17 protein-coding genes are annotated in these 19,788 nt (G+C 63.3%); 12 read left to right on the top strand and 5 right to left on the bottom strand.

Features of this window, described 5'->3' with window-relative positions:
- The first annotated feature begins 120 nt into the window (after positions 1 to 120).
- Together CAG00_RS24095 and puuE are read left to right on the top strand one after the other, a co-directional pair.
- The gene (locus tag CAG00_RS24095; RefSeq protein WP_085665494.1) at positions 121 to 993 is read left to right on the top strand and encodes a GNAT family N-acetyltransferase; all 873 of its coding nucleotides are present in this window, start codon (positions 121 to 123) and stop codon (positions 991 to 993) included.
- The gene (gene puuE / locus CAG00_RS24090; protein ID WP_061302810.1) at positions 993 to 1,886 is read left to right on the top strand and encodes an allantoinase PuuE; all 894 of its coding nucleotides are present in this window, start codon (positions 993 to 995) and stop codon (positions 1,884 to 1,886) included. Before CAG00_RS24095 ends, puuE begins: the two co-directional genes overlap by 1 nt.
- Before the next feature lie 33 nt (positions 1,887 to 1,919).
- Here the strand turns inward: puuE and CAG00_RS24085 are convergent, their stop codons facing one another.
- Positions 1,920 to 2,957 (bottom strand): sterol desaturase family protein, encoded by a 1,038-nt coding sequence (locus tag CAG00_RS24085; RefSeq protein WP_085665493.1) that lies wholly within the window; start codon positions 2,955 to 2,957, stop codon positions 1,920 to 1,922.
- A 243-nt stretch (positions 2,958 to 3,200) separates the two neighbouring features.
- Between CAG00_RS24085 and CAG00_RS24080 the strand changes: the two genes are divergently transcribed.
- The 5 genes from CAG00_RS24080 (at position 3,201) to CAG00_RS24055 (ending at position 12,072) form a co-directional block, all read left to right on the top strand.
- Positions 3,201 to 5,612, top strand: a complete 2,412-nt coding sequence (locus CAG00_RS24080) for a TonB-dependent receptor (protein ID WP_085665492.1) — start codon at positions 3,201 to 3,203, stop codon at positions 5,610 to 5,612.
- A gap of 253 nt (positions 5,613 to 5,865) precedes the next feature.
- Positions 5,866 to 7,386 (top strand): NCS1 family nucleobase:cation symporter-1, encoded by a 1,521-nt coding sequence (locus tag CAG00_RS24075; protein WP_085665491.1) that lies wholly within the window; start codon positions 5,866 to 5,868, stop codon positions 7,384 to 7,386.
- A gap of 346 nt (positions 7,387 to 7,732) precedes the next feature.
- Positions 7,733 to 8,743 carry a tRNA dihydrouridine(20/20a) synthase DusA gene (gene dusA / locus CAG00_RS24070; protein WP_085617249.1) on the top strand — a complete coding sequence of 337 codons (1,011 nt, stop codon included), beginning with the start codon at positions 7,733 to 7,735 and terminating at the stop codon, positions 8,741 to 8,743.
- A 345-nt stretch (positions 8,744 to 9,088) separates the two neighbouring features.
- The gene (gene tal / locus CAG00_RS24060) at positions 9,089 to 10,015 is read left to right on the top strand and encodes a transaldolase (protein ID WP_085665490.1); all 927 of its coding nucleotides are present in this window, start codon (positions 9,089 to 9,091) and stop codon (positions 10,013 to 10,015) included.
- Positions 10,016 to 10,221: 206 nt separating this feature from the next.
- Positions 10,222 to 12,072, top strand: coding sequence for an alkaline phosphatase D family protein (locus CAG00_RS24055; RefSeq protein WP_085665489.1), 1,851 nt, complete (start codon positions 10,222 to 10,224; stop codon positions 12,070 to 12,072).
- Between the two features lie 140 nt (positions 12,073 to 12,212).
- Here the strand turns inward: CAG00_RS24055 and rssC are convergent, their stop codons facing one another.
- Together rssC and rssB are read right to left on the bottom strand one after the other, a co-directional pair.
- Positions 12,213 to 12,695: an anti-sigma factor antagonist RssC gene (rssC, locus tag CAG00_RS24050; RefSeq protein ID WP_013971741.1), complete on the bottom strand. Its 483-nt coding sequence runs from the start codon at positions 12,693 to 12,695 to the stop codon at positions 12,213 to 12,215.
- Positions 12,692 to 13,876: a two-component system response regulator RssB gene (rssB, locus tag CAG00_RS24045; protein ID WP_015269551.1), complete on the bottom strand. Its 1,185-nt coding sequence runs from the start codon at positions 13,874 to 13,876 to the stop codon at positions 12,692 to 12,694. Before rssB ends, rssC begins: the two co-directional genes overlap by 4 nt.
- 282 nt (positions 13,877 to 14,158) lie before the next feature.
- Here rssB and CAG00_RS24040 point away from each other — a divergent pair, with 282 nt between their 5' ends.
- Positions 14,159 to 14,458, top strand: coding sequence for a PilZ domain-containing protein (locus CAG00_RS24040; protein ID WP_025338339.1), 300 nt, complete (start codon positions 14,159 to 14,161; stop codon positions 14,456 to 14,458).
- Positions 14,459 to 14,624: 166 nt separating this feature from the next.
- Here CAG00_RS24040 and CAG00_RS24035 read toward each other — a convergent pair whose 3' ends face one another.
- On the bottom strand, positions 14,625 to 15,332 hold the full coding sequence (locus tag CAG00_RS24035) for a VacJ family lipoprotein (RefSeq protein WP_015269550.1): 708 nt from the start codon (positions 15,330 to 15,332) through the stop codon (positions 14,625 to 14,627).
- Positions 15,333 to 15,532: 200 nt separating this feature from the next.
- On the opposite strand from CAG00_RS24035, the gene CAG00_RS24030 reads away from it, so the two are divergent.
- Together CAG00_RS24030 and CAG00_RS24025 are read left to right on the top strand one after the other, a co-directional pair.
- Positions 15,533 to 16,096, top strand: coding sequence for a phosphonoacetaldehyde phosphonohydrolase-related protein (locus CAG00_RS24030; RefSeq protein WP_085665488.1), 564 nt, complete (start codon positions 15,533 to 15,535; stop codon positions 16,094 to 16,096).
- Between the two features lie 122 nt (positions 16,097 to 16,218).
- Positions 16,219 to 16,482, top strand: coding sequence for a DUF4404 family protein (locus CAG00_RS24025; RefSeq protein WP_015269548.1), 264 nt, complete (start codon positions 16,219 to 16,221; stop codon positions 16,480 to 16,482).
- Positions 16,483 to 16,628: 146 nt separating this feature from the next.
- Here the strand turns inward: CAG00_RS24025 and queF are convergent, their stop codons facing one another.
- Positions 16,629 to 17,459, bottom strand: coding sequence for an NADPH-dependent 7-cyano-7-deazaguanine reductase QueF (gene queF / locus CAG00_RS24020; protein ID WP_085617240.1), 831 nt, complete (start codon positions 17,457 to 17,459; stop codon positions 16,629 to 16,631).
- Between the two features lie 264 nt (positions 17,460 to 17,723).
- Here queF and cinR point away from each other — a divergent pair, with 264 nt between their 5' ends.
- Entirely contained in the window at positions 17,724 to 18,404 is a 681-nt protein-coding gene (cinR, locus tag CAG00_RS24015; RefSeq protein ID WP_025338336.1) for a two-component system response regulator CinR, read from the top strand.
- Positions 18,401 to 19,753: a heavy metal sensor histidine kinase gene (locus CAG00_RS24010; RefSeq protein WP_085617238.1), complete on the top strand. Its 1,353-nt coding sequence runs from the start codon at positions 18,401 to 18,403 to the stop codon at positions 19,751 to 19,753. Before cinR ends, CAG00_RS24010 begins: the two co-directional genes overlap by 4 nt.
- Positions 19,754 to 19,788: the final 35 nt, after the last annotated feature.

Below are 19,788 nucleotides of genomic sequence, written 5' to 3'. Positions count from 1 at the left end.
GACGAGCCTGTTCTGCAGGCGTCGTAACGGCCTGGATCAATACTCGTGTTGAAGCTATACCCAAAGGGTTCAGAGTAACGATGAACCATCCGCCCTGTTATCGACCGGGGGAACTTTGCGGTGTCAAATCAGCTGGTCATACGCAACATGACCCGTCCCGAACTGGACAAGCTCGTCGATTGGGCTGCCCGTGAGGGTTGGAATCCCGGCGTTCACGATGCCGATTTGTTCTGGGCCACGGACCCTGCCGCCTTCATCGCGGCGTCCCGGGGCGGCGAATTGATCGGCGGCGGTGCAATCACTTCCTACAACGGCGAATTCGGTTTCATGGGCTTTTTCATCGTCCGGCCTGAGTATCGCGGTCAAGGCCTGGGCGATACCCTCTGGCACGCACGCCGCGAGCGACTCCTCGCCCGCCTGCGCCCAGGCGCTAGCATTGGCATGGACGGCGTGTTCGCGATGCAGGACTACTACGCCAAGGGTGGGTTCGTCTTCTCCCATCGCAACATGCGTTTTCGGGCCAAGGCCACCGAACGCCCGGCGCCTTCGCAGGTAGACAACCAGGACATCGTTCCGCTGGCCTCCTTCCCGTTCGATGAGGTGGTCGATTACGACCGCACCTGCTTCCCTGCCGCGCGCGCAGCCTTCCTGAGCGGGTGGATAGCCCAGGCCGATGCACTTGCCGTGGGTTGCCGCCGCGAGGGCAGGCTTAGCGGCTATGGCGTGGCAAGGCGCTGCCGGGAAGGCTACAAGATCGGCCCCTTGTTCGCCGATGACGCCCTGGCAGCCAATGCCCTCTACGCACGCCTGGCAGAATTTGCGCAAGGTTGCCCGCTGTTTCTGGATGCCCCCGAGAATAACCCCGCCGCGATGGCGCTTGTGCGCCAACAGGGCATGATCGAGGTTTTCGGCTGCGCACGCATGTACCTCGGCCCTCCTCCGGTGATCGCACACGAACGTGTGTTCGCCGTCACGACCTTCGAGCTGGGCTGATGTCCGCTCGCAACCTGATCGGTTATGGCGGCAACCCACCCCACCCGCGATGGCCCGGTGGGGCGCGCGTCGCGGTCCAGTTCGTACTCAACATCGAAGAGGGCGCGGAGTCATGCATGCTCAATGGCGACGCACAGTCGGAGGCCTGGCTTCATGAGCTACCGGGCCGCCCGCCGCGTGTGGGGGAACCGGACCTGAGCGTCGAGGGCATGTACGAATACGGATCGCGCGCAGGTGTATGGCGCATTCTGGAGCTGTTCGGCGCCAGGGGCCTGCCGCTGACCGCCTTTGCCGTTGGCCGAGCACTGGAACTGACCCCGGCGATTGGCCATGCGCTATGCGCCGCCGGGCATGAGATTGCCGGGCATGGCTACCGTTGGCTGGACTATCGCGACATGCCTGAAGACCAGGAGCGGCGCCATATCCGCCTCACCATCGACGTGATCGAGCAGATCTGCGGTAAACGCCCCGTAGGTTGGTATACAGGAAGGGTCAGCCAGAACACCCGCCGCCTGTTGCGTGAGGAAGGTGGGTTTCTCTATAGCTCGGATGCCTACAACGATGATCTGCCCTACTGGCTCCCAGGCTCGCCCGCCCACCTGGTGATTCCGTACACACTGGTCAACAACGACGCCCGCTATCTGCTGCCCAATGGCTTCGCCTGCGGTGAAGACTTCTTCCGGCTGCTGAAGGATGCTTTCGACCTGTTGTGGCAGGAGGGCGCGCACCACCCGAAGATGATGAGCGTGGGCCTGCATGGGCGGATCAGTGGCCATCCTGGTCGTGCGATGGCGCTGGCGCGCTTTCTCGATTACGTGCAGGGCCACGACGGGGTGTGGGTCTGCCGGCGCGAAGAGATTGCCAGGCACTGGATAGCCCAGTTCCCCGCCTGAGCGGTCAGTCGTTCGCAACAAACACGGGATCAGCTAACGACCCGCCCTGCCGGACGCGCCGAGCACAGCCTTGCGCTGGCATTTCATCAGGACCTTACGGCCAGTTTCGACAAAGGGCGTGACGATCAGGCTATAGACCGTCAGGTAACGCTGGTGGTCCTGCTCACCGGTGCCGAAGCGGATGCTTTCGGGCGTTGATGTAGTGACATAGAGCGTGCCGAACATCCAGTCCCAGAGGGACAGGTTGGTGCCGAAGTTCCGGTTGAAATGGCGCGGGGCATCACTGTGATGGATCTGGTGCTGGGCCGGGCTGTTCAACACATGTTCCAGCTGCGGGCCGAACGACAGCCAGACATGGCTATGCCGCAGGTTGGCCGCCAGGCTGTTGAAGATGAACACCAGGTAGGTCACGCCGAACAGGGTGTAGCGGCTGACTTCACCGCCGCAAAGGTACCAGAAGCATCCGGCGTAGAAGCCGATGCCAATGCCGGTGCTCAGTTTCTCGACGATCTTTTCCACGAAATGCACCCGGCTCGCTGTCGCCGGCACCAGCACGGGCGCCGAATGATGGACCTTGTGAAAGGCCCAGAGCCAGCGGGAGTGAAAGGCCCGGTGCGCCCAGTAATGGATGAAGTCCTTGAGCAGGAACACCCCCAACCCATAGAGCAGGGACAGTGCAAGGTTCTCGCCCAGGCGCGGGCGCGCGCCCCAGAGGTTGCTGAAAAAGACCAGGTAATCGCCGGAGCGCAGGATGTAGGGGTCGACCAGTTGGACGACGGGCAGCACCAGTGCAACCTTGAGGATGGCCCGCACGAAGTAGTAGCGGTAGTCCAGCAGCGCCGAGGGATGCAGATGTACCCGGGCGCCGCCGATGAATTGCCAGAACGACTGGGCGTCGCTCAGGCCGCGCTGCTTCCTGAAGCGGAACAGGCCATAGGCTGCGCCATAGGAGATGCAAAGGAACAAGGCCCCGAAACGGCCGTTCACATTGAAAATGCCAAGAAACTGGTCGGTAACGGGCGTGATCACCCAATCGGTCAGGTGCTCATAGACAAGCGACAGGGCATCCACGAAACGTCAGCCTCGGCAAAAGGGACGCAATTGTAAATCAGATTGATTTACTCGAGTGGCTTTCTGCATGAAGTGGTGCTTCAAGCACCGGGTAATCGATTGCCCCCACCCGCAAAACACAACACACCGATTGACAACTGCAGGAGGAAGGACAACTATCCGGCCGCCTATATGCGAAGCTTTATCATTATCAATACGCTTCTCATCATTGCGCCCGCATAGTCCATCGAAAGGAGCCAATGGATGTCCGCCTGTTTTTCTCCCCCCGCCTTCAGCATTCGCCAAGCCGCACTGGTAGCAAGCCTTTCTGGCTCGCTGCTGGCCAGTGCCAATGCCTGGGCCGTGCCTGTCAGCTACAGCATCCCGGCGGGGCCGCTGGGGGCCGCAATCAATCAGTTCGCCACGGCAAGCGGGGTGACTGTCAGCGTCAGCAACGAAGAAATTGCTGGCCAGCGCAGTGAGGGACTGCAGGGTAGTTACGAGCTGGAGCAAGGCCTCGCGCAACTGCTGCAAGGCAGTGGCCTGCAGGTGCTGCAAGCGGGAGACAAGCACTACATGTTGGCCCGCCCGAGTCAGGATGGCACGATGGAACTCGCTGCAACGACGGTCTCCAGCGTGGGGCTGGGTGCCACCACCGAAGGCACCGGCAGCTACACCACAGGTTCGGCCAATACGGCAACCGGGCTGCGCCTCTCGGCACGCGAAACACCACAGTCGATCAGCGTGGTGACCCGCCAGCAGATCGAAGACCAGAACCTGAACGATGTTGCCCAGGTACTGGAACAAACCCCAGGCGTGGTCGTCGATAGCATGGGGCCGGCCGGCAGCGACGCCAATCATATCTACGTACGTGGTTTCGAGGTCGGCACCATCCAGGTCGACGGCCTCAACCGGCCTGACAGCTTTGGCTTTCGCGATGACCTTGCCGACATGGTGTCGTATGACCGGGTCGAGGTGGTACGCGGGGCCACGGGGCTGATGTCCGGCACCGGTGACCCCGGTGCGACCGTCAACCTGATCCGCAAGAAGCCTACCTTTGAAACGCAACGCAAGCTGACCCTGAAAGCAGGCTCGTGGGACACCTACCGCACCGAGTTGGACGTGTCTGGCAAGCTGTCGGAAAGCGGCAATGTACGCGGGCGCCTCGTGGCCTCGAACACCGACAGCCAGAGCTACGTCGACCGCCAGTCCCTGGAGCGGCAGGTGGGCTATGGGGTGCTGGAATGGGACATCACCGACAGCACGATGCTGACCGTGGGGGCGGAATATCAGGAAATGGACAACGATGGCGCCGGTAACCACGGCTTCCCGATGTACAACTCCGATGGCAGTCACTTCAGCCCTTCCCGCTCGTTCAACTCGGCCTCGGACTGGAGCTACCACAAGCGTCGCACCAAGACCCTGTTCACCACCCTGGATCACGACCTGGCCAACGGCTGGCACCTGAAATTCAATGCTGAGCACAGTCGCCGAAGCTATGACGACGTATTTGCCACCGCCGCCAGCGGCACCGTCAACCCTGATGGCAGCGGCATCCAGACCTGGACTGGTCGTTGGGCAGGCGAACCTCGGCAGACCTCGTTCGACCTGTCGGCTACGGGCCCGTTCGAAGTGCTGTCGCGCGAGCACCAGGCGTACGTCGGGCTCAGCCACTACCGGGCCTACTACCGCAACGACGGCTACCATCTGTGGACTTGGCAGGACATCGACAACATCCATGACTGGGATGGCTCGTTGCCGGTACCTGACGCCATCCACAACAAGACGACGGAAAATGCGCTGGACGAAACCCAGGACGGCCTGGTGGCTTCGGTGCGCTGGAGCCTGGCCGATGACCTGTCGCTGATTACCGGCGCACGGGTGATCGACTGGCGACGTGACGAAACCGAGGAGCAGTTGGCGAGCGGTGAAACCAAACACACCTCGCGCAACGAAACCGGGGTCGTCACCCCTTACATCGGGCTGGTTTACGACATCAACGACAACTGGTCGGCCTATGCCAGCTACACCACCATCTTCAACCCGCAAGACAAACAGACTGCATCGGGCAGCTACATCGATCCGTTGGAGGGCGTGAACTACGAGCTGGGCCTGAAGAGCGAGTTCTGGGACAAGCGCCTGACTGCTGCACTCAGCGTGTTCGAAGTGCACCAGGACAACCTGGCCGTGGCGGACGGCGACGTCCAGGCGCCGGACGGCAACCAGGCCTACCGGGCCGAGTCCGGCACCAAGACCCGCGGTTTCGAAATGGAAATGGCGGGCGAGATCCTGCCTGACTGGCAAGTATCGGCCAGCTACACCTATGCCGTGAGCAAGAACTCGGATGGCGACCGCCTGCTCACCGAGGTGCCCCGCGACACCCTCAAACTGTTCACCAGCTACCGCCTGCAGTCACTGCCGCAACTGAAAGTGGGCGGCGGTGTGCGCTGGCAAGGATCGGAGTACGAGAAAAACGCAGACCCCAACAAAGAGACCTTCACCCAAGGCGCCTACAGCGTGGTCAACCTGATGGCGCAATATGCCTTCACGCCGCAAACCAGCGTCTCGCTGAACCTCGACAACCTGTTTGACAAGACCTACTACACGGCGATCGGCTCACGTGGCTGGTACGGCAGCCCACGTAGCGCCACGGCCACGTTGGTGTACGCGTTCTGACCCAGCCGGCGTTCGCTGCCTATGCCCGGCAGCGGCGCCGAACAAGTATCCATATTTGGCGCAGCCAGTAACACATGCGCACAATATGTGTGTACAAATTTCCCATCTCCAGGCTCGCATAAAATGTGACGGCGACCAATGAAGAGGATACAAAAGCCCGAGCACCGCCAACTCCAACTCCTCGGCGGGTTGGTATGAATCTTGTTTGTATACAAAACCAAAAATAAAAGTACACAAGAGTTACGGAGTCCCGATGGCGTCAATTTCACGTTCCGGTGTCAGCCAGCTTGATGTTCTCCCTGCCGAAACGGCTGGGCCCACTCAGTTGGAGTTGAGCCCGCGCCTTTACAGTGCCGACCTTGCACCGACCCGCGCGGCAAATCGCACCTGGGGCCGCTACAGCCTGTTTGCACTGTGGACCAACGATGTGCACAACATCGCCAACTATTCCTTCGCCATCGGCCTCTTCGCCCTGGGCATGAGCGGCGCCCAGATCCTCGCAGCCTTCGCGCTCGGCGCACTGGTGATCTACGGCCTCATGAACCTGTCCGGCTACATGGGGCAGAAGACCGGCCTGCCCTACCCCGTCATGTGCCGGATCAGCTTCGGCATCCATGGTGCGCAGATCCCGGCACTGATCCGCGCGGTCATCGCCATCGCCTGGTTCGGCATCCAGACATACCTCGCCTCGGTAGTGCTGCGCGTTCTGCTCACCGCCATCGCTCCCGAGCTCAAGCCCTACGACCAGAACTCGATCCTCGGCCTGTCGACCCTGGGCTGGATCACCTTCCTCGGCATCTGGTGCGTGCAGGTGGCGATCTTCGCCTATGGAATGGAGATGGTGCGCCGCTACGAATCCTTCGCCGGGCCGATCATCCTGGTCGCCTTCGCAGGCCTGGCGGGCTGGATGTACTGGCGCAGCGGCCTGTCGATTTCCTGGTCCAGCGGCAACGCGCCGACCGGCGCCACGATGTGGCTGAAGGTACTGGGTGCCGCCGCGCTGTGGGTCTCGCTGTACGGCACCATGATCCTCAACTTCTGCGACTTTACCCGCAACTGCCCGGACCGGCGTACCATCAGCGTGGGCAACTTCTGGGGCCTGCCGGTGAACATGCTCGGTTTCGCACTGATCGCCGTGGTGCTCGCCGGTGCGCAGTTCAGCATCGACGGCAAACTGGTGCAGGGCCCGACCGAGATCGTTGCAGCCATCCCTAGCACCGCCGGCCTGGTGCTGGCCTGCCTGGCCTTCCTGATCGTCACCGTGGCGGTGAACATCATGGCCAACTTCGTCGCCCCGGCCTACGTACTCACCAACCTGGCCCCGAACCTGCTGAACTTCCGCCGCGCTGGCTTGCTCAGTGCCGGCATCGCCGTGCTGATCCTGCCCTGGCACCTGTACAACAGCCCGTCCGTGATCGTGTATTTCCTCGGCGGCCTGGGCGCCCTGCTCGGCCCACTGTACGGGATCATCGTCACCGACTATTACCTGGTTCGCCGCAGCCGGGTGAACCTGCCAGAGCTGTATAGCGAAAGCAGCGAGGCCGCCTATCACTATCGCGGCGGGGTCAACCTGCGCGCCGTAGCGGCCTTCATCCCGGCGTCGCTGATCGCCATCGTGCTGGCGCTGGTGCCGGCGTTCGATACGCTGTCGCAGTTCTCCTGGTTCTTCGGCGCGGGCCTGGGCGGGCTGATCCATTATGCCCTCGCCAACCGCAGTGCCAGATACCTTGAGGTATCCGGCGAAAGCATCGCAGTGGATAGCACGAACCACTGATCGGGGCTGCCAGCGCGGCCCCCTGTAGGAGCGGCCTTGTGTCGCGAAAGGGCTGCGCAGCAGCCCCAGCAATTTGTGCCTCTGCGCTGAACCCCTGGGGCTGCTGCGCAGCCCTTTCGCGACACAAGGCCGCTCCTACAAGGGTCCCAGCAGCCAGCTGAGATGCCCGCTCGCTCGGCAGGACCATCCGATCTGTTTCCAGACGCATGCCCTGCTCTCTTGGTAAACTAGCCGCCTGCCCTGGCAATCACCGATCTCCTGCCGCCGACTTTTGCTACGTCGCGCCCTCGGTTTGCTACAAACACCCTCGAAATTGCTGAATTTGGTACAAGACACGTTGAACGATATGACCACAAACCCAGGCTCTAACCCAGCAACCACGCGCCCTGAGCCTTCCCGTCGCTTCAGCGTTGCACCCATGATGGACTGGACAGACCGCCACTGCCGCTTCTTCCTGCGCCTGCTTTCCAAAAACACCCTGCTGTACACCGAAATGGTCACCACCGGTGCCCTGCTGCACAACGACGCCCACCGTTTCCTGCGCCACGACGTCTCCGAGCACCCGCTGGCCCTGCAACTGGGCGGCAGCGTGCCGGCCGACCTGGCTGCCTGTGCCCGGCTGGCCGAGGAGGCTGGCTACGATGAGGTCAACCTCAACGTCGGTTGCCCGAGTGACCGGGTGCAGAACAACATGATCGGCGCCTGCCTGATGGCACACCCGGCGCTGGTGGCCGACTGCGTGAAAGCCATGCGTGACGCGGTGTCGACCCCGGTGACGGTCAAGCACCGCATCGGTATCAATGGCCGCGACAGCTACGCCGAGCTGTGCGACTTCGTCGGCCAGGTGCGCGAGGCAGGTTGCCGGAGCTTTACCGTGCATGCGCGCATCGCGATCCTGGAAGGTTTGTCGCCGAAGGAGAACCGTGAGATTCCGCCGCTGCGCTATGACGTGGCGGCGCAGTTGAAGGCGGACTTCCCGGACCTGGAGATCGTGCTCAACGGCGGGATCAAGACCCTGGACGAGTGCCAGGCACACCTTGAAACCTTCGATGGGGTGATGCTGGGGCGCGAGGCGTACCACAACCCTTACCTGTTGGCCGAGGTGGACCAGCAGCTGTTCGGCAGCGAGGCGGCGGTGGTCAGCCGCAGCGAGGCGCTGGCGCAGTTGCGGCCTTATATCGTCGCGCACATGGAAAGTGGTGGCGCGATGCACCACGTTACCCGGCATATTCTGGGGCTGGCCCAAGGGTTCAAGGGGGCGCGGCGCTTCCGTCAGCTGCTGTCGGCGGATATCCATAAGGCGGCGGAGCCGCTGGCGGTGTTCGACCAGGCGGTGGAGTTGTTGCAGGGGCGGTGATTCAGCAGGTGGGCCTCATCGCCAGCAAGCCATCCCCTGCAGGATGCTGCAGGGGTTCAGATATATGCAGATCCTGTGGGAGCGGGTTTACCCGCGAAGAAAACAACGCGGTACATGGCACCGGCTTCGCCGGTGTTCGCGGGTAAACCCGCTCCCACAGGGATGGCGCAAACCACCACATTTTGTGTAAGCCAGTTGTATCTCCAGCGGCCCTTGCAAGCAGATGCGGAACCTCGGGGCCGCTTGCGACTCGAAACCTCACCTTTCGCACCGCGCTTCGCGAGCCCTTGAGTGGCCGTCGGGGCTCGGGTAATGTCGAGTCATTGCACAGGACAGAGCACGCCCATGACCTCCAAGCTGGAACAACTCAAGCAGTTCACCACCGTGGTCGCCGACACCGGGGACCTGGACGCCATCACCCGCCTGAAACCGGTCGATGCCACCACCAACCCGTCGCTGCTGCTCAAGGCTGCGGCCATCCCGGGTTACGCCGATCTGCTCAAGCAGGTAAAGGCCGATGCAAAGGGTAATGTCGACCTGGCCTGCGACAAGTTCGCAGTGGCCGTGGGCTCGGGCATCCTCAAGGTCATCCCGGGGCGTATCTCCACCGAGGTCGATGCCCGCCTGTCGTTCGATGAACCCGCGCTGCTGGCCAAGGCGCGCAAGCTGATCGAGCTGTACGAAGCCGCTGGCATTGGCCGCGACCGCGTGCTGATCAAGCTGGCCTCCACCTGGGAAGGCATCCGCGCCGCCGAAAAGCTGGAGAAGGAAGGCATCCAGACCAACCTCACCCTGCTGTTCTCCTTCGCCCAGGCCCAGGCCTGCGCCGATGCCGGGGTGTTCCTGATTTCGCCGTTCGTGGGCCGTATCTACGACTGGTACAAGAAGAGCACCGGCAAGGAATACGTGGGCGCCGAAGACCCGGGCGTGCAGTCGGTCACTCGCATCTACAACTACTACAAGGCCAACGGCTACAACACGGTGGTCATGGGTGCCAGCTTCCGCAATATCGGCCAGATCGAGCAGCTGGCCGGCTGCGACCGCCTGACCATCAGCCCAGAGCTGCTGCAGCAGCTCAGCGATGACCAGGGCGACCTGCCACAGGTGCTGAAGCCGGGCAATGCCGGCGAGCCCAAGCAACAACTGAACGAAAGCCAGTTCCGCTGGGCCATGAACGAAGATGCCATGGGCACCGAGAAGCTGGCCGAGGGCATTCGCCAGTTCGCGCGGGACCAGGAGAAGCTGGAGAAGTTGATGGCTGAAACGGCCTGATACATTTCGGGATTGCCTGACGGGCGGGAAGTGTTCAGCATTTTCCGCCCGTTTTGTTTTACCTGGCCTTAGATTTGTATTGAATTCCAAGGCCTCTTCGCGGGTAAACCCGCTCCCACAAGGATCCCCACAGGCCAGAAGTTGGCGCTGTACCTGTGGGAGCGGGTTTACCCGCGAAGAGGCCCGAGAAGCCACCTGAGCTGTCGATGACCTCCTCTACCCCATTGCCCCTCGTACTCGCCGGCCCGGTACTGCGCCGCCTGGAACCCCAGCGCCTGGCCATCTGGCTGGTCGCCACGCAACCGCTGCAACCCGAACTCATCTTCCCGGCAGGCGAGGCCCAGGTCGATTGCCAGGTGGTCGCGGTGGGCCAGCACGCCTTCATCCACCTGCTGGACATCCACTTCGCCCAGCCGCTGCCCTGCAACCAGCTGCTCGACTATGACCTGCTCATCAACGGCCAGGGCATCGCCGGCTGGGCGCCGCACCTGCTCTACCCCGGCGCCCGGCGCCCAAGCCTGGTGCTGCGCGATCGGCTCGACCACCTGCTGCACGGTTCCTGCCGCAAGCCGCATTTTCCGGCCGCCGATGGCCTGCTCTGCGCCGACCGCCTGCTGCAGGCCTGCGAAAGCCCCGCGGACCGCCCCGCCGTGCTGCTGATGACCGGCGACCAGGTCTATGCCGACGACGTCGCCGGCCCGATGCTGCGCGCCATCCACAGCCTGATTGCGCGCCTGGGCCTGTTCGACGAGCAACTTGAGGGCGCGGTGGTGCCCGACAGCCAGGCGCTGTACCAGCACCCGGCCTGCTATTACCACCGCGCCGACCTGCTGCCGGCGCAGGAACGCAACGAAACCCTGCGCGAACGCTTTTTCGGCGGCAAGCGCAAGCCGATCTTCTCCTCCAGCAACGCCGACAACCATCTGGTGACCTTCGCCGAGGTCATGGCCATGTACCTGCTGGTGTGGTCACCGGTGCCCTGGCAGCTGGTGAACCTGGACATGCCCAACGGGCTCACCGCCCCGCGCCAGGCCCGTTACCGGCAGGAGCTGCCGCTGATCCAGGCGTTTGCCGACAACCTCGGCCAGGTAGCGCGAGTGATGGCCCACCTGCCGTGCCTGATGATCTTCGACGACCACGACATCACCGACGACTGGAACCTCTCGGCGCTGTGGGAAGAAACCGCCTACGGCCACCCCTTTTCGCGGCGGATCATCGGCAATGCCTTGCTCGGCTACCTGCTGTGCCAGGCCTGGGGTAACGACCCGCAGGGTTGCAAGCCCCTGGTCGGGCAATGCCAGGCGTTGAACAGCCAGACCCAGGATGAGCTGATCGGCGCACTGCTGCGCTTCCAGGGCTGGCAGTTCAGCCTGCCCACCAACCCACCCTTGCTGGTGCTGGACACCCGCACCCGCCGCTGGCGCAGCGAAAGCAGCCTGGCCAAGCCGTCCGGCCTGCTCGACTGGGAGGCGCTGAGCGAGTTGCAGCAAGCACTGCTGGACCACCCGTCGGCGATCATCGTGTCGCCTGCGCCGATTTTTGGCGTGAAGCTGATCGAGACAGTGCAGAAGCTATTCAGCTGGCTGGGCTACCCGCTGCTGGTGGATGCCGAGAACTGGATGGCCCATCGCGGTGCAGCGCAGGTCATCCTCAACATCTTCCGCCACTCGCGCACGCCGGGGCACTACGTGGTGCTGTCCGGCGATGTGCATTACTCGTTCGTCTATGAAGTGCTGATCCGCCACCGCCAGCGCAGCCCGCACTTGTGGCAGGTGACCAGCAGCGGGATCAAGAACGAATTCCCGCGGCGCCTGCTGGATGTGCTCGACCGGCTCAACCGCTGGCTGTATGCGCCACGCTCGCCGCTCAACTGGTTTACCAAGCGGCGGGAAATGGAGGTGGTGCCGCGTACACCCAGCCATAGCAAGGCTGGCGAGCGGTTGTGGAATGGCGCGGGGTTGGGACAGGTGTTCTTCGATGAACAGGGGCGGCCGGCGCGGGTGTATCAGCTGGATGCGGGTGGGGGTGAGGCTACCGAGTTTGCGCGGCGGGGGTGATCAGGCAGGTAATGCTTGTGTTGGCCTTGCCGGCCTCTTCGCGGGCACGCCCGCTCCCACAGGACCACCACAGGTTCCGAATGCAGCGCAGTACCTGTGGGAGCGGGCGCGCCCGCGAAGAGGCCGGTACAGGCTGAAGATCAGGTCCGCTCCAGCGCATTGACCAGGTCATGGAAGGCTTCGCGGTTGGAGTCGTTCAGGCCCATGAGGATCTTGTGCGCCTCCAGCACCTTGGAGCGCACCACGTCTTCGTTCTGGTCCTGGGACGGCAGGTCGGTCAGGCATTCCGGGCACGGGATCGGCCGATCGACGATGTTGAACACCTGATCGAAGCCCATCGACTGCAACAACCGGGAAATGTCCGGGTTGGTGGTGACCACGGTCGGCAACAGGCCCACCTTCTGGCGCGACAGGATCGACAGCTTGGCCAGCAGGCCCAGGGTGGTGCTGTCGATGCTCTCGGTTTCGGTCAGGTCGATGACAATCGCCGAGAAGTTCAACGCGGTGAAAATCTTCTCGATCGTCGCATCCAGCGCCGAACACAGGGTCAGGCGCACTTCACCGACGAATTTCAGGACGAAGGTACCGCTCTGCTCGGCGAACTGGATTCTACCGGTACTCATTGAAGGTTCCTGCTCAACACCAATAGGGCGATATCATCCGGCATCTCCCCAAGCGTAGCCAATCCAAATCGTTGACGCAGCCCATCCAGGCTGCCACCTGCTGCCCTGACGATTTCCGGCAGGGCGGTTTCTTTATCTTTGAGCGTGTCACCCGGCAAAAGGTCCAGAATGCCATCGGACATCAGGCTGAGGCTGAACTGCGGCGGCAGCTCCACTACCAGGTCCTGGTAGGTGGCCTCGTCGAACAGCCCCACCGGCAGGCCGCGGCCTTCCAGGTAGCGGGTGTGCTCGGGGGTGTGCAGCACCGGCAGCGGCAGATGGCCGCCAACGGCGTAGGTCAGCAGGCCGGTGTCTTCATCGATCACCCCGCCAACCATGGTCACGTGCTTGCCCAGCTTGCAGTTGATCAGCCCGCGGTTGATGTGGCTGAGCACCTGCGAGGGTTTGAACTCGCGCATCTTGCTGCCGCGCTTGAATTCGAACAACAGCCGCGTGGTCATGAACTTCAGCAGCACGGTGACGAACGCTGACGACGCGCCATGCCCGGAGACGTCGGCGAGATAGAAAGCGATGCGCCGTTCGTCCACCCGGAAGTAATCGGCAAAATCACCCGACAGGTACAGCGACGGGATGATCTGGTGCTCGAAGGCGAACTCGCCGGCCACCCAAGGGCTTTCCGGCAGCATGTTCATCTGCACCTGGCGACCGGCGGTCTGGTCCTCCTGCAGCAGGTGCAGGCTGGCCTCCAGTTCGCGGTTGGCGGCTTCGAGCTTGTCGCGGTAGCGCTGGTTTTCCAGCACCAGGCGCGAGCGGTCGAGGGCGCGGCGCACCGAATGCTCGAGCACGGCCAGGTCTTCCAGCGGCTTGATCAGGTAGTCGGCAGCGCCCAGGCGCAACGCTTCCACCGCATCACTCATGACGCCGGCACCGGACACCACGATCACCGGTAACTGCGGGGCGCGCTCGCTGACCTGGCGGATCAGTTCGAGGCCGCCCATCTGCGGCATGCGCAGATCGCAGATCACGAGGTCGGGCTGGTGTTCTTCGAAGACCTGAAGCCCCTGCTGGCCATTGCCGGCCTGGAGGACGCTGAAGCCACTGTCTTCAAGATAGGCGGCGAGGCTTGCACGGACCACGTCGTCGTCATCGATGATCAGCAGCGTTGCACTGGTTTTCTGCATGTGGGCGAACGGCGCCGATTTAGGTTGGTGCAGCGGTGTCGGCAAGGCAGACGGCCAGCTACGGGAATTCTTTGTGGTCACACTCTACTTTGAGTTGTAGGACAAGATCACCTGCCCGGCAACTGTCCGGCAACTGTGAGAGCTACCTTGTAAGGCGCAGACGGTACTCCCATCCGGCAGGCGTTTCAAGCATGCAAGGGTCGACCTCGGCGCACTTTACAGGGCAAATCACCGGGAGTTATAAGAAAGTCGACCAGCGCAACCCGACGGGAAGGATGCAGCATGCCCCACACGCCCTCCAGCCATGGCGAGAAACGCGATTTCATCCGCATGCGCATCGACACCGAGGTCAGCCTGCTGCACGAAGGCCAGGTGATCGCGGCAGTGTGCCTGGACCTGTCCAGCGGCGGCATGCAGGTGCAGGCACCGCAGCGCTTCCACGTGGGAGACCATATCGAGGTACGGATCGAGTCCGACCACCCGGCGCTGAAGGGGCTGCACGCCAGCACCGAAGTGGTGTGGATTGCCGACCAGCCGGGCGGGCAGCAGAAGTTCGGGTTGCGGATTCTGGCGATGCATTGATGGGTCTGCTGGGCACCCCTGTAGGAGCGGCCTTGTGTCGCGATGGGCTGCGCAGCAGCCCCCGGCTTCAGCTTCGCCACATGAATTGCCGGGGCCGCTTTGCGGCCCTATCGCGACACAAGGCCGCTCCTACACGGGGACTGTGCAGGACCAAGCACGCGCAGGATCAGAAGTCGTCTTCGACCTCGCCATCCTTGACCTTGAACTCGCGGTTCTGCAGGTAGGCGTTGCGAATGAAGATGTACTTGTCACCCTGGATCAGCTTCTCGGCCGACAGCAGGTCGGCGCGGGTGTCGATGATGTCCAGGGCGAAGATCGAATTGCGCGTCGGCACATGGTCGATGTAGCGGTAGGGCTTGGTGTAGGTATCCGGGTACTTGGCCACGCCGTCACGCACGGTGCTCGGGCCCAGCAGCGGGATGACCACGTACGGGCCGCTCGGCACGCCCCAGTAGCCGAGGGTCTGGCCGAAGTCCTCGTCGTTGCGCTGCAGACCCATCTTGGTACCCACGTCGAAGAAGCCGCCCAGGCCGAAGGTGGTGTTGACGATCAGCCGCGCCGTGTCCACGCCCGCAGCATGGGGCTTGAACTGCAGCAGGTCGTTGGCCAGGTTGGTCACATCACCCAGGTTGCGGAAGATGTTGTGGATGCCATCTTCGAGGAACTGCGGGGTGACCGCCTGGTAGCCCTTGGCCAATGGCTTGAGGGCATAGGTGTCGAGGGTATCGTTGAAACGGAAGATCGGGCGGTTGACCGCTTCCCAGGGATCTTCCTCGGTGGCGGCCTGGGTGGCTGCCACGGGCGCCAGCAGCATGCTGGCGCAGACACAGGCCTGGGTGACTCGTTCGATCACACTGGCACCGATCCTACGCATAGGTGTTTCTCCATCGAATTTCTCGGCCGCAAGCGCAAACGGGTGCGCTGCTGTACGGCGGCAGTATAGAGGCTTGCGGGCTGATAAACAGCTTTACACATCTCTGCTCAATATTTTGTGAACAACTGTTGCGCGGTGCCCGTTGTCACAGGGCGGTAACAATCGCCGCATAGCCTGCGGACTATTTGAGGGAAGTTGCCATGGACGCTGCACCCGCCTTCACCGCTGTGCTGTTCGGCTTGCGCGGCTGCCTGGTTCAAGCCGCCAATGGCGCCCCCTCGCCCGCCCCCGGCGCCCTGGCCACCCTCGCCAGCCTGCGCCAGCGCCAGGTGCCATGCATCTGGCTGGACGACCTCGACGCCACCCAGAGCAAGCGCCTGGCGCACGTACTGCCCGCCTGGCTGCCGGGGCATTCGGTGAACGGCGCGCGCTGGCCGGCGCCGAATGCCTGCTGGCAGGCCCTGATGACGCTGGACAGCCAACGCCTGGACGGCTGTGTGCTGGTCAGCGGCGACCCTCGCCTGCTGCAATCTGGCCTGAACGCAGGGTTGTGGACCGTAGGGCTGGCAGCCTGCAGCCCGTTCTGCGACCGCAGCTCGCGGCAATGGCAAGCCATGTCTGCGCAGGAACAGGACCTGGCCCGTGGCAAGGCGACGCTGGAACTGTTCAGCCTGGGCGTGCACTCTGTCATCGACCACCTGGAAGCGCTGGACACCTGCCTGCAGGACATTGCCCAACGCCGGCGCAAGGGCGAAAAACCCTGATACAGCACCTTTGACGCGGATCATGCAAAGCAACGGCAGGTGGATTACGCTGAAGACAGGCCAGAACCTTTGCCGCTTCGCTGAGGTCCATGGCTTGCCAAGCCATTGATGGAGAACTGCCAATGCCTGCCCGCGAATTGCAAGAGCGCCTGAACAGCTTGCGCGAGCAACTGGACCGCAACGTGCCGCTTTCTGACGAGGAACTGGCCGCGCTGCACGAAGAAGCGCGCCAGATCGAGGCGCAACTGAAGCTTGAGGAAGCCACGCCAGACCATAACCTGGTGGACGGCGTGAACCTGGCGATCGAACGCTTCGAGGCCGATCACCCCGACCTCACCGCCACCCTGCGCAGCATTGCCAACTCGCTGCACAGCATGGGGATCTAGAAATACTGGGGCCGCTTTGCGGCCCTATCGCGACACAAGGCCGCTCCTACAGATACAGCGCAAGATTTGAGGCTTGCGCTGTACCTGTAGGAGCGGCCTTGTGTCGCGATAGGGGCGCGAAGCGCCCCCCTGCGTACTTGCGAACCTTACTGCCGAACCAGGCGCTTGTTGTCCGGGCTGATCGCCCCCGTGCTGCGGTAAGGGTTGATATCCAGCCCACCCCGGCGCACATAGCGCGCATACACCGTCAAATGCTCCGGCTGCAGCAGGTTCTTCAAGTCCAGGTAGATCCGCTCCACACACTGCTCGTGGAAGTCGGCATGCTGGCGGAAGCTGATCAGGTAGGTCAGCAGGCTGGCATGGTCCAGCGCCCTGCCCTTGTACTCGACCACCACGCTGCCCCAGTCCGGCTGGCCGGTGACCGGGCAGTTGGACTTCAGCAGGTGGCTGTGCAGGGTTTCTTCCACCTGCCGCTCCGGGTTGCAGTGCAGCAGCTCTGGCTGTGGCTGTTCGTAGTTGCTGATGGCAACGTCCAGCGCATCGATGCAATGCCCCGGCAAGGCCACCACGCCTTGGGCCTCGACCTCGGCCAGGGTACGCACTTTCACGCCGACCGGCTTGCCGGCGGCGGCGGACAGGTCTTTCTCCAGGCACGCCTGCAGTTCGCCAAGCGAGGCGAACACCGTCTGGTTCAATGAGTTCAGGTACAGCTTGAACGACTTGGACTCGATGATGTTCGGCGAATCGGCGGGGATGGCGAACTCGCCGATTGCCACCACCGGCTTGCCCGACGGCAGCAGCCAGCTCAGCTCGAAGCAGTTCCAGTAATCCACACCCTGCCACGGCAAGGTCTGGGCGGTAACGCCCAGTTCGGCCCACTTGGCGGTACGCGGGATCGGGAACAGCAGCTCCGGAGAATAGGTGGCAATGTATTCGCTGGACTTGCCTAGCGGGGAATGTTCGGCAGCGGGATGCATGGAAACTGACCTGAAGGTTCGAAATTGCCCCTAGTCTACCGGTTTTGCCCCCCGCCTTGGAGCGCAAGTCAGCGGGATTACATCTTCGTCAGTTTGGGGCGAGCGGGTGCATCGTCACGTATCATCTCAGCATCACCCAACCCCTGTGGGAGCGGGTTCACCCGCGAACACCGGCAAAGCCGGTGCCATGCACCGTGTTGAATTCTTCGCGGGTAAACCCGCTCCCACAGGGTTTTGTGCCGTTTGCTGGAGTCAATTCACCCAATGAAACTGCTGATCGTCGAAGACCAGGCCCGTACCGGCCAGTACCTGAGCCAGGGCCTGAACGAGGCCGGCTTCGCCACGGAACTGGCCACCGACGGCGAGACCGGCCAGTTCCTCGCCCTGACCGGCGACCACGACCTGCTGATTCTCGACGTGATGCTGCCTGGCCGTGACGGCTGGCAGATCCTCCAGGCCGTGCGCCAGGCCGGCCTGGACACCCCGGTGCTGTTTCTCACCGCCCGCGATGCCGTGGAAGACCGGGTGCACGGCCTGGAATTGGGCGCCGATGATTACCTGGTCAAGCCGTTCGCCTTCTCCGAACTGCTGGCGCGGGTACGCAGCCTGCTGCGCCGGGGCACCAGCCCCAGCCAGGACACCACCCTGGGCCTGGCCGACCTGCGCCTGGACCTGATCCGCCGCCGCGCCGAGCGCGCCGGCCAGCGCATCGACCTGACCGCCAAGGAGTTCGCCCTGCTTGAACTGCTGCTGCGCCGCCAGGGCGAGGTGCTGCCCAAATCGCTGATCGCCTCGCAGGTATGGGACATGAATTTCGACAGCGACACCAATGTGATCGAAGTGGCGATCCGCCGCCTGCGCCTGAAGATCGACGACCCACACCCCAACAAGCTGATCCATACCGTACGCGGCATGGGCTATGTACTCGAAGAGCGTACTGAGTGATGCGTCGGGTCTCCCTCGGCAGCCGCCTGGCCCTGCTGTTCGCCGCCTGCACCGCCGCTGTCTCGCTCGGTGCCGGCCTGATATTCAGCCGGGCCAGCGAGCAGCACTTCGTCGAACTGGACCAGCAACTGCTGGACTCGCGCCTGTCGCTGTTCCGCACCCAGCTGGCCGGTATCACCACCCCGGCCGAGCTGCAGGCGCGCCTGCCCGCCTTGCGCGATGAACTGGGCCACCAGGCCGACCTGGCCTTGCGCATCAATGGCAGCGACGGCGCCACCTGGTTCGAAAGCCGCACAGGCCTGCCGCGGACGCCACTGCCCGACGGCCTGGCAACCCTGCATGCGCAAGGCACCGACTACCGCAGCCTGGCCGTGCACCTGGCGCAAGGCGCCCCGCAGTCGCCACAACTGACCCTGTACCTCGACATCACCCATCACCAGCACTTCCTGCAGGGCATGCAACGGCTGATCTGGCTGACGGTGGGCCTGTCGGCACTGGCCACGGCACTGCTCGGTGCCTGGGCTGCACGCCGCGGGCTGCGACCGTTGCGGCAGATGGGCCAGGTGGCTGCCAGTGTATCGGCGCGCTCGCTCACCACACGCCTGCCGGTGGCACAGATGCCCGAAGAGCTGGCCGAGCTGGCGACGGCCATGAACGCCATGCTGCAGCGCCTGGACGATGCCTTCCAGCGCCTGTCGGCATTCTCCGCCGACATCGCCCACGAGCTGCGCACGCCGCTGTCCAACCTGCTGACCCACACCCAGGTCACCCTCACCCGCCCGCGCAGCCTCGAAGAGTACCGCGAAGCCCTGCACGGCAACCTCGAGGAGCTGCAATGGATGGCGCAGATGATCAACGACATGCTGTTCCTGGCCAAGGCCGACCATGGCCTGCTGGTGCCGGGGCAAGCACCGCTGGTGCTGCATGAGGAGGTGGATGCGCTGCTGGAGTACTACGCGCCGCTGGCAGAGGACAGCGGCGTGCAGATGCTGCGCGAGGGTGAGGCGCTGCTGCAGGGCGACCGGCATATGCTGCGCCGGGCGCTGTCCAACTTGCTGGACAATGCCTTGCGCTTCACCCCGTCGGGTGGGCAGATAAAGGTGACATTGGGGCCAGGGCCGAGGATTGGCGTGGCCAATACCGGGGCGGCTATCGAGCCGGCAGTGTTACCACGGTTGTTCGACCGCTTCTACCGGGTGGATCCGGCGCGGCGGGAAGGCAGTAGCGAGCATGCCGGGTTGGGGTTGGCGATTACCCGGTCGATCGTGCAGGCCCATGGTGGAAGCATTCGGGCGCAATGCGAGGATGGGTGGACGCGGTTTTTGATCGAGTTCACTCAGGATCGGTGAAACTGGGGCTGCTTCGCAGCCCATCGCGACACAAG

The organism is Pseudomonas sp. B5(2017), assembly GCF_002112825.1.
Taxonomy (GTDB): domain Bacteria; phylum Pseudomonadota; class Gammaproteobacteria; order Pseudomonadales; family Pseudomonadaceae; genus Aquipseudomonas; species Aquipseudomonas putida_Z.
This window is presented reverse-complemented; position numbering and strand designations above follow the sequence as displayed.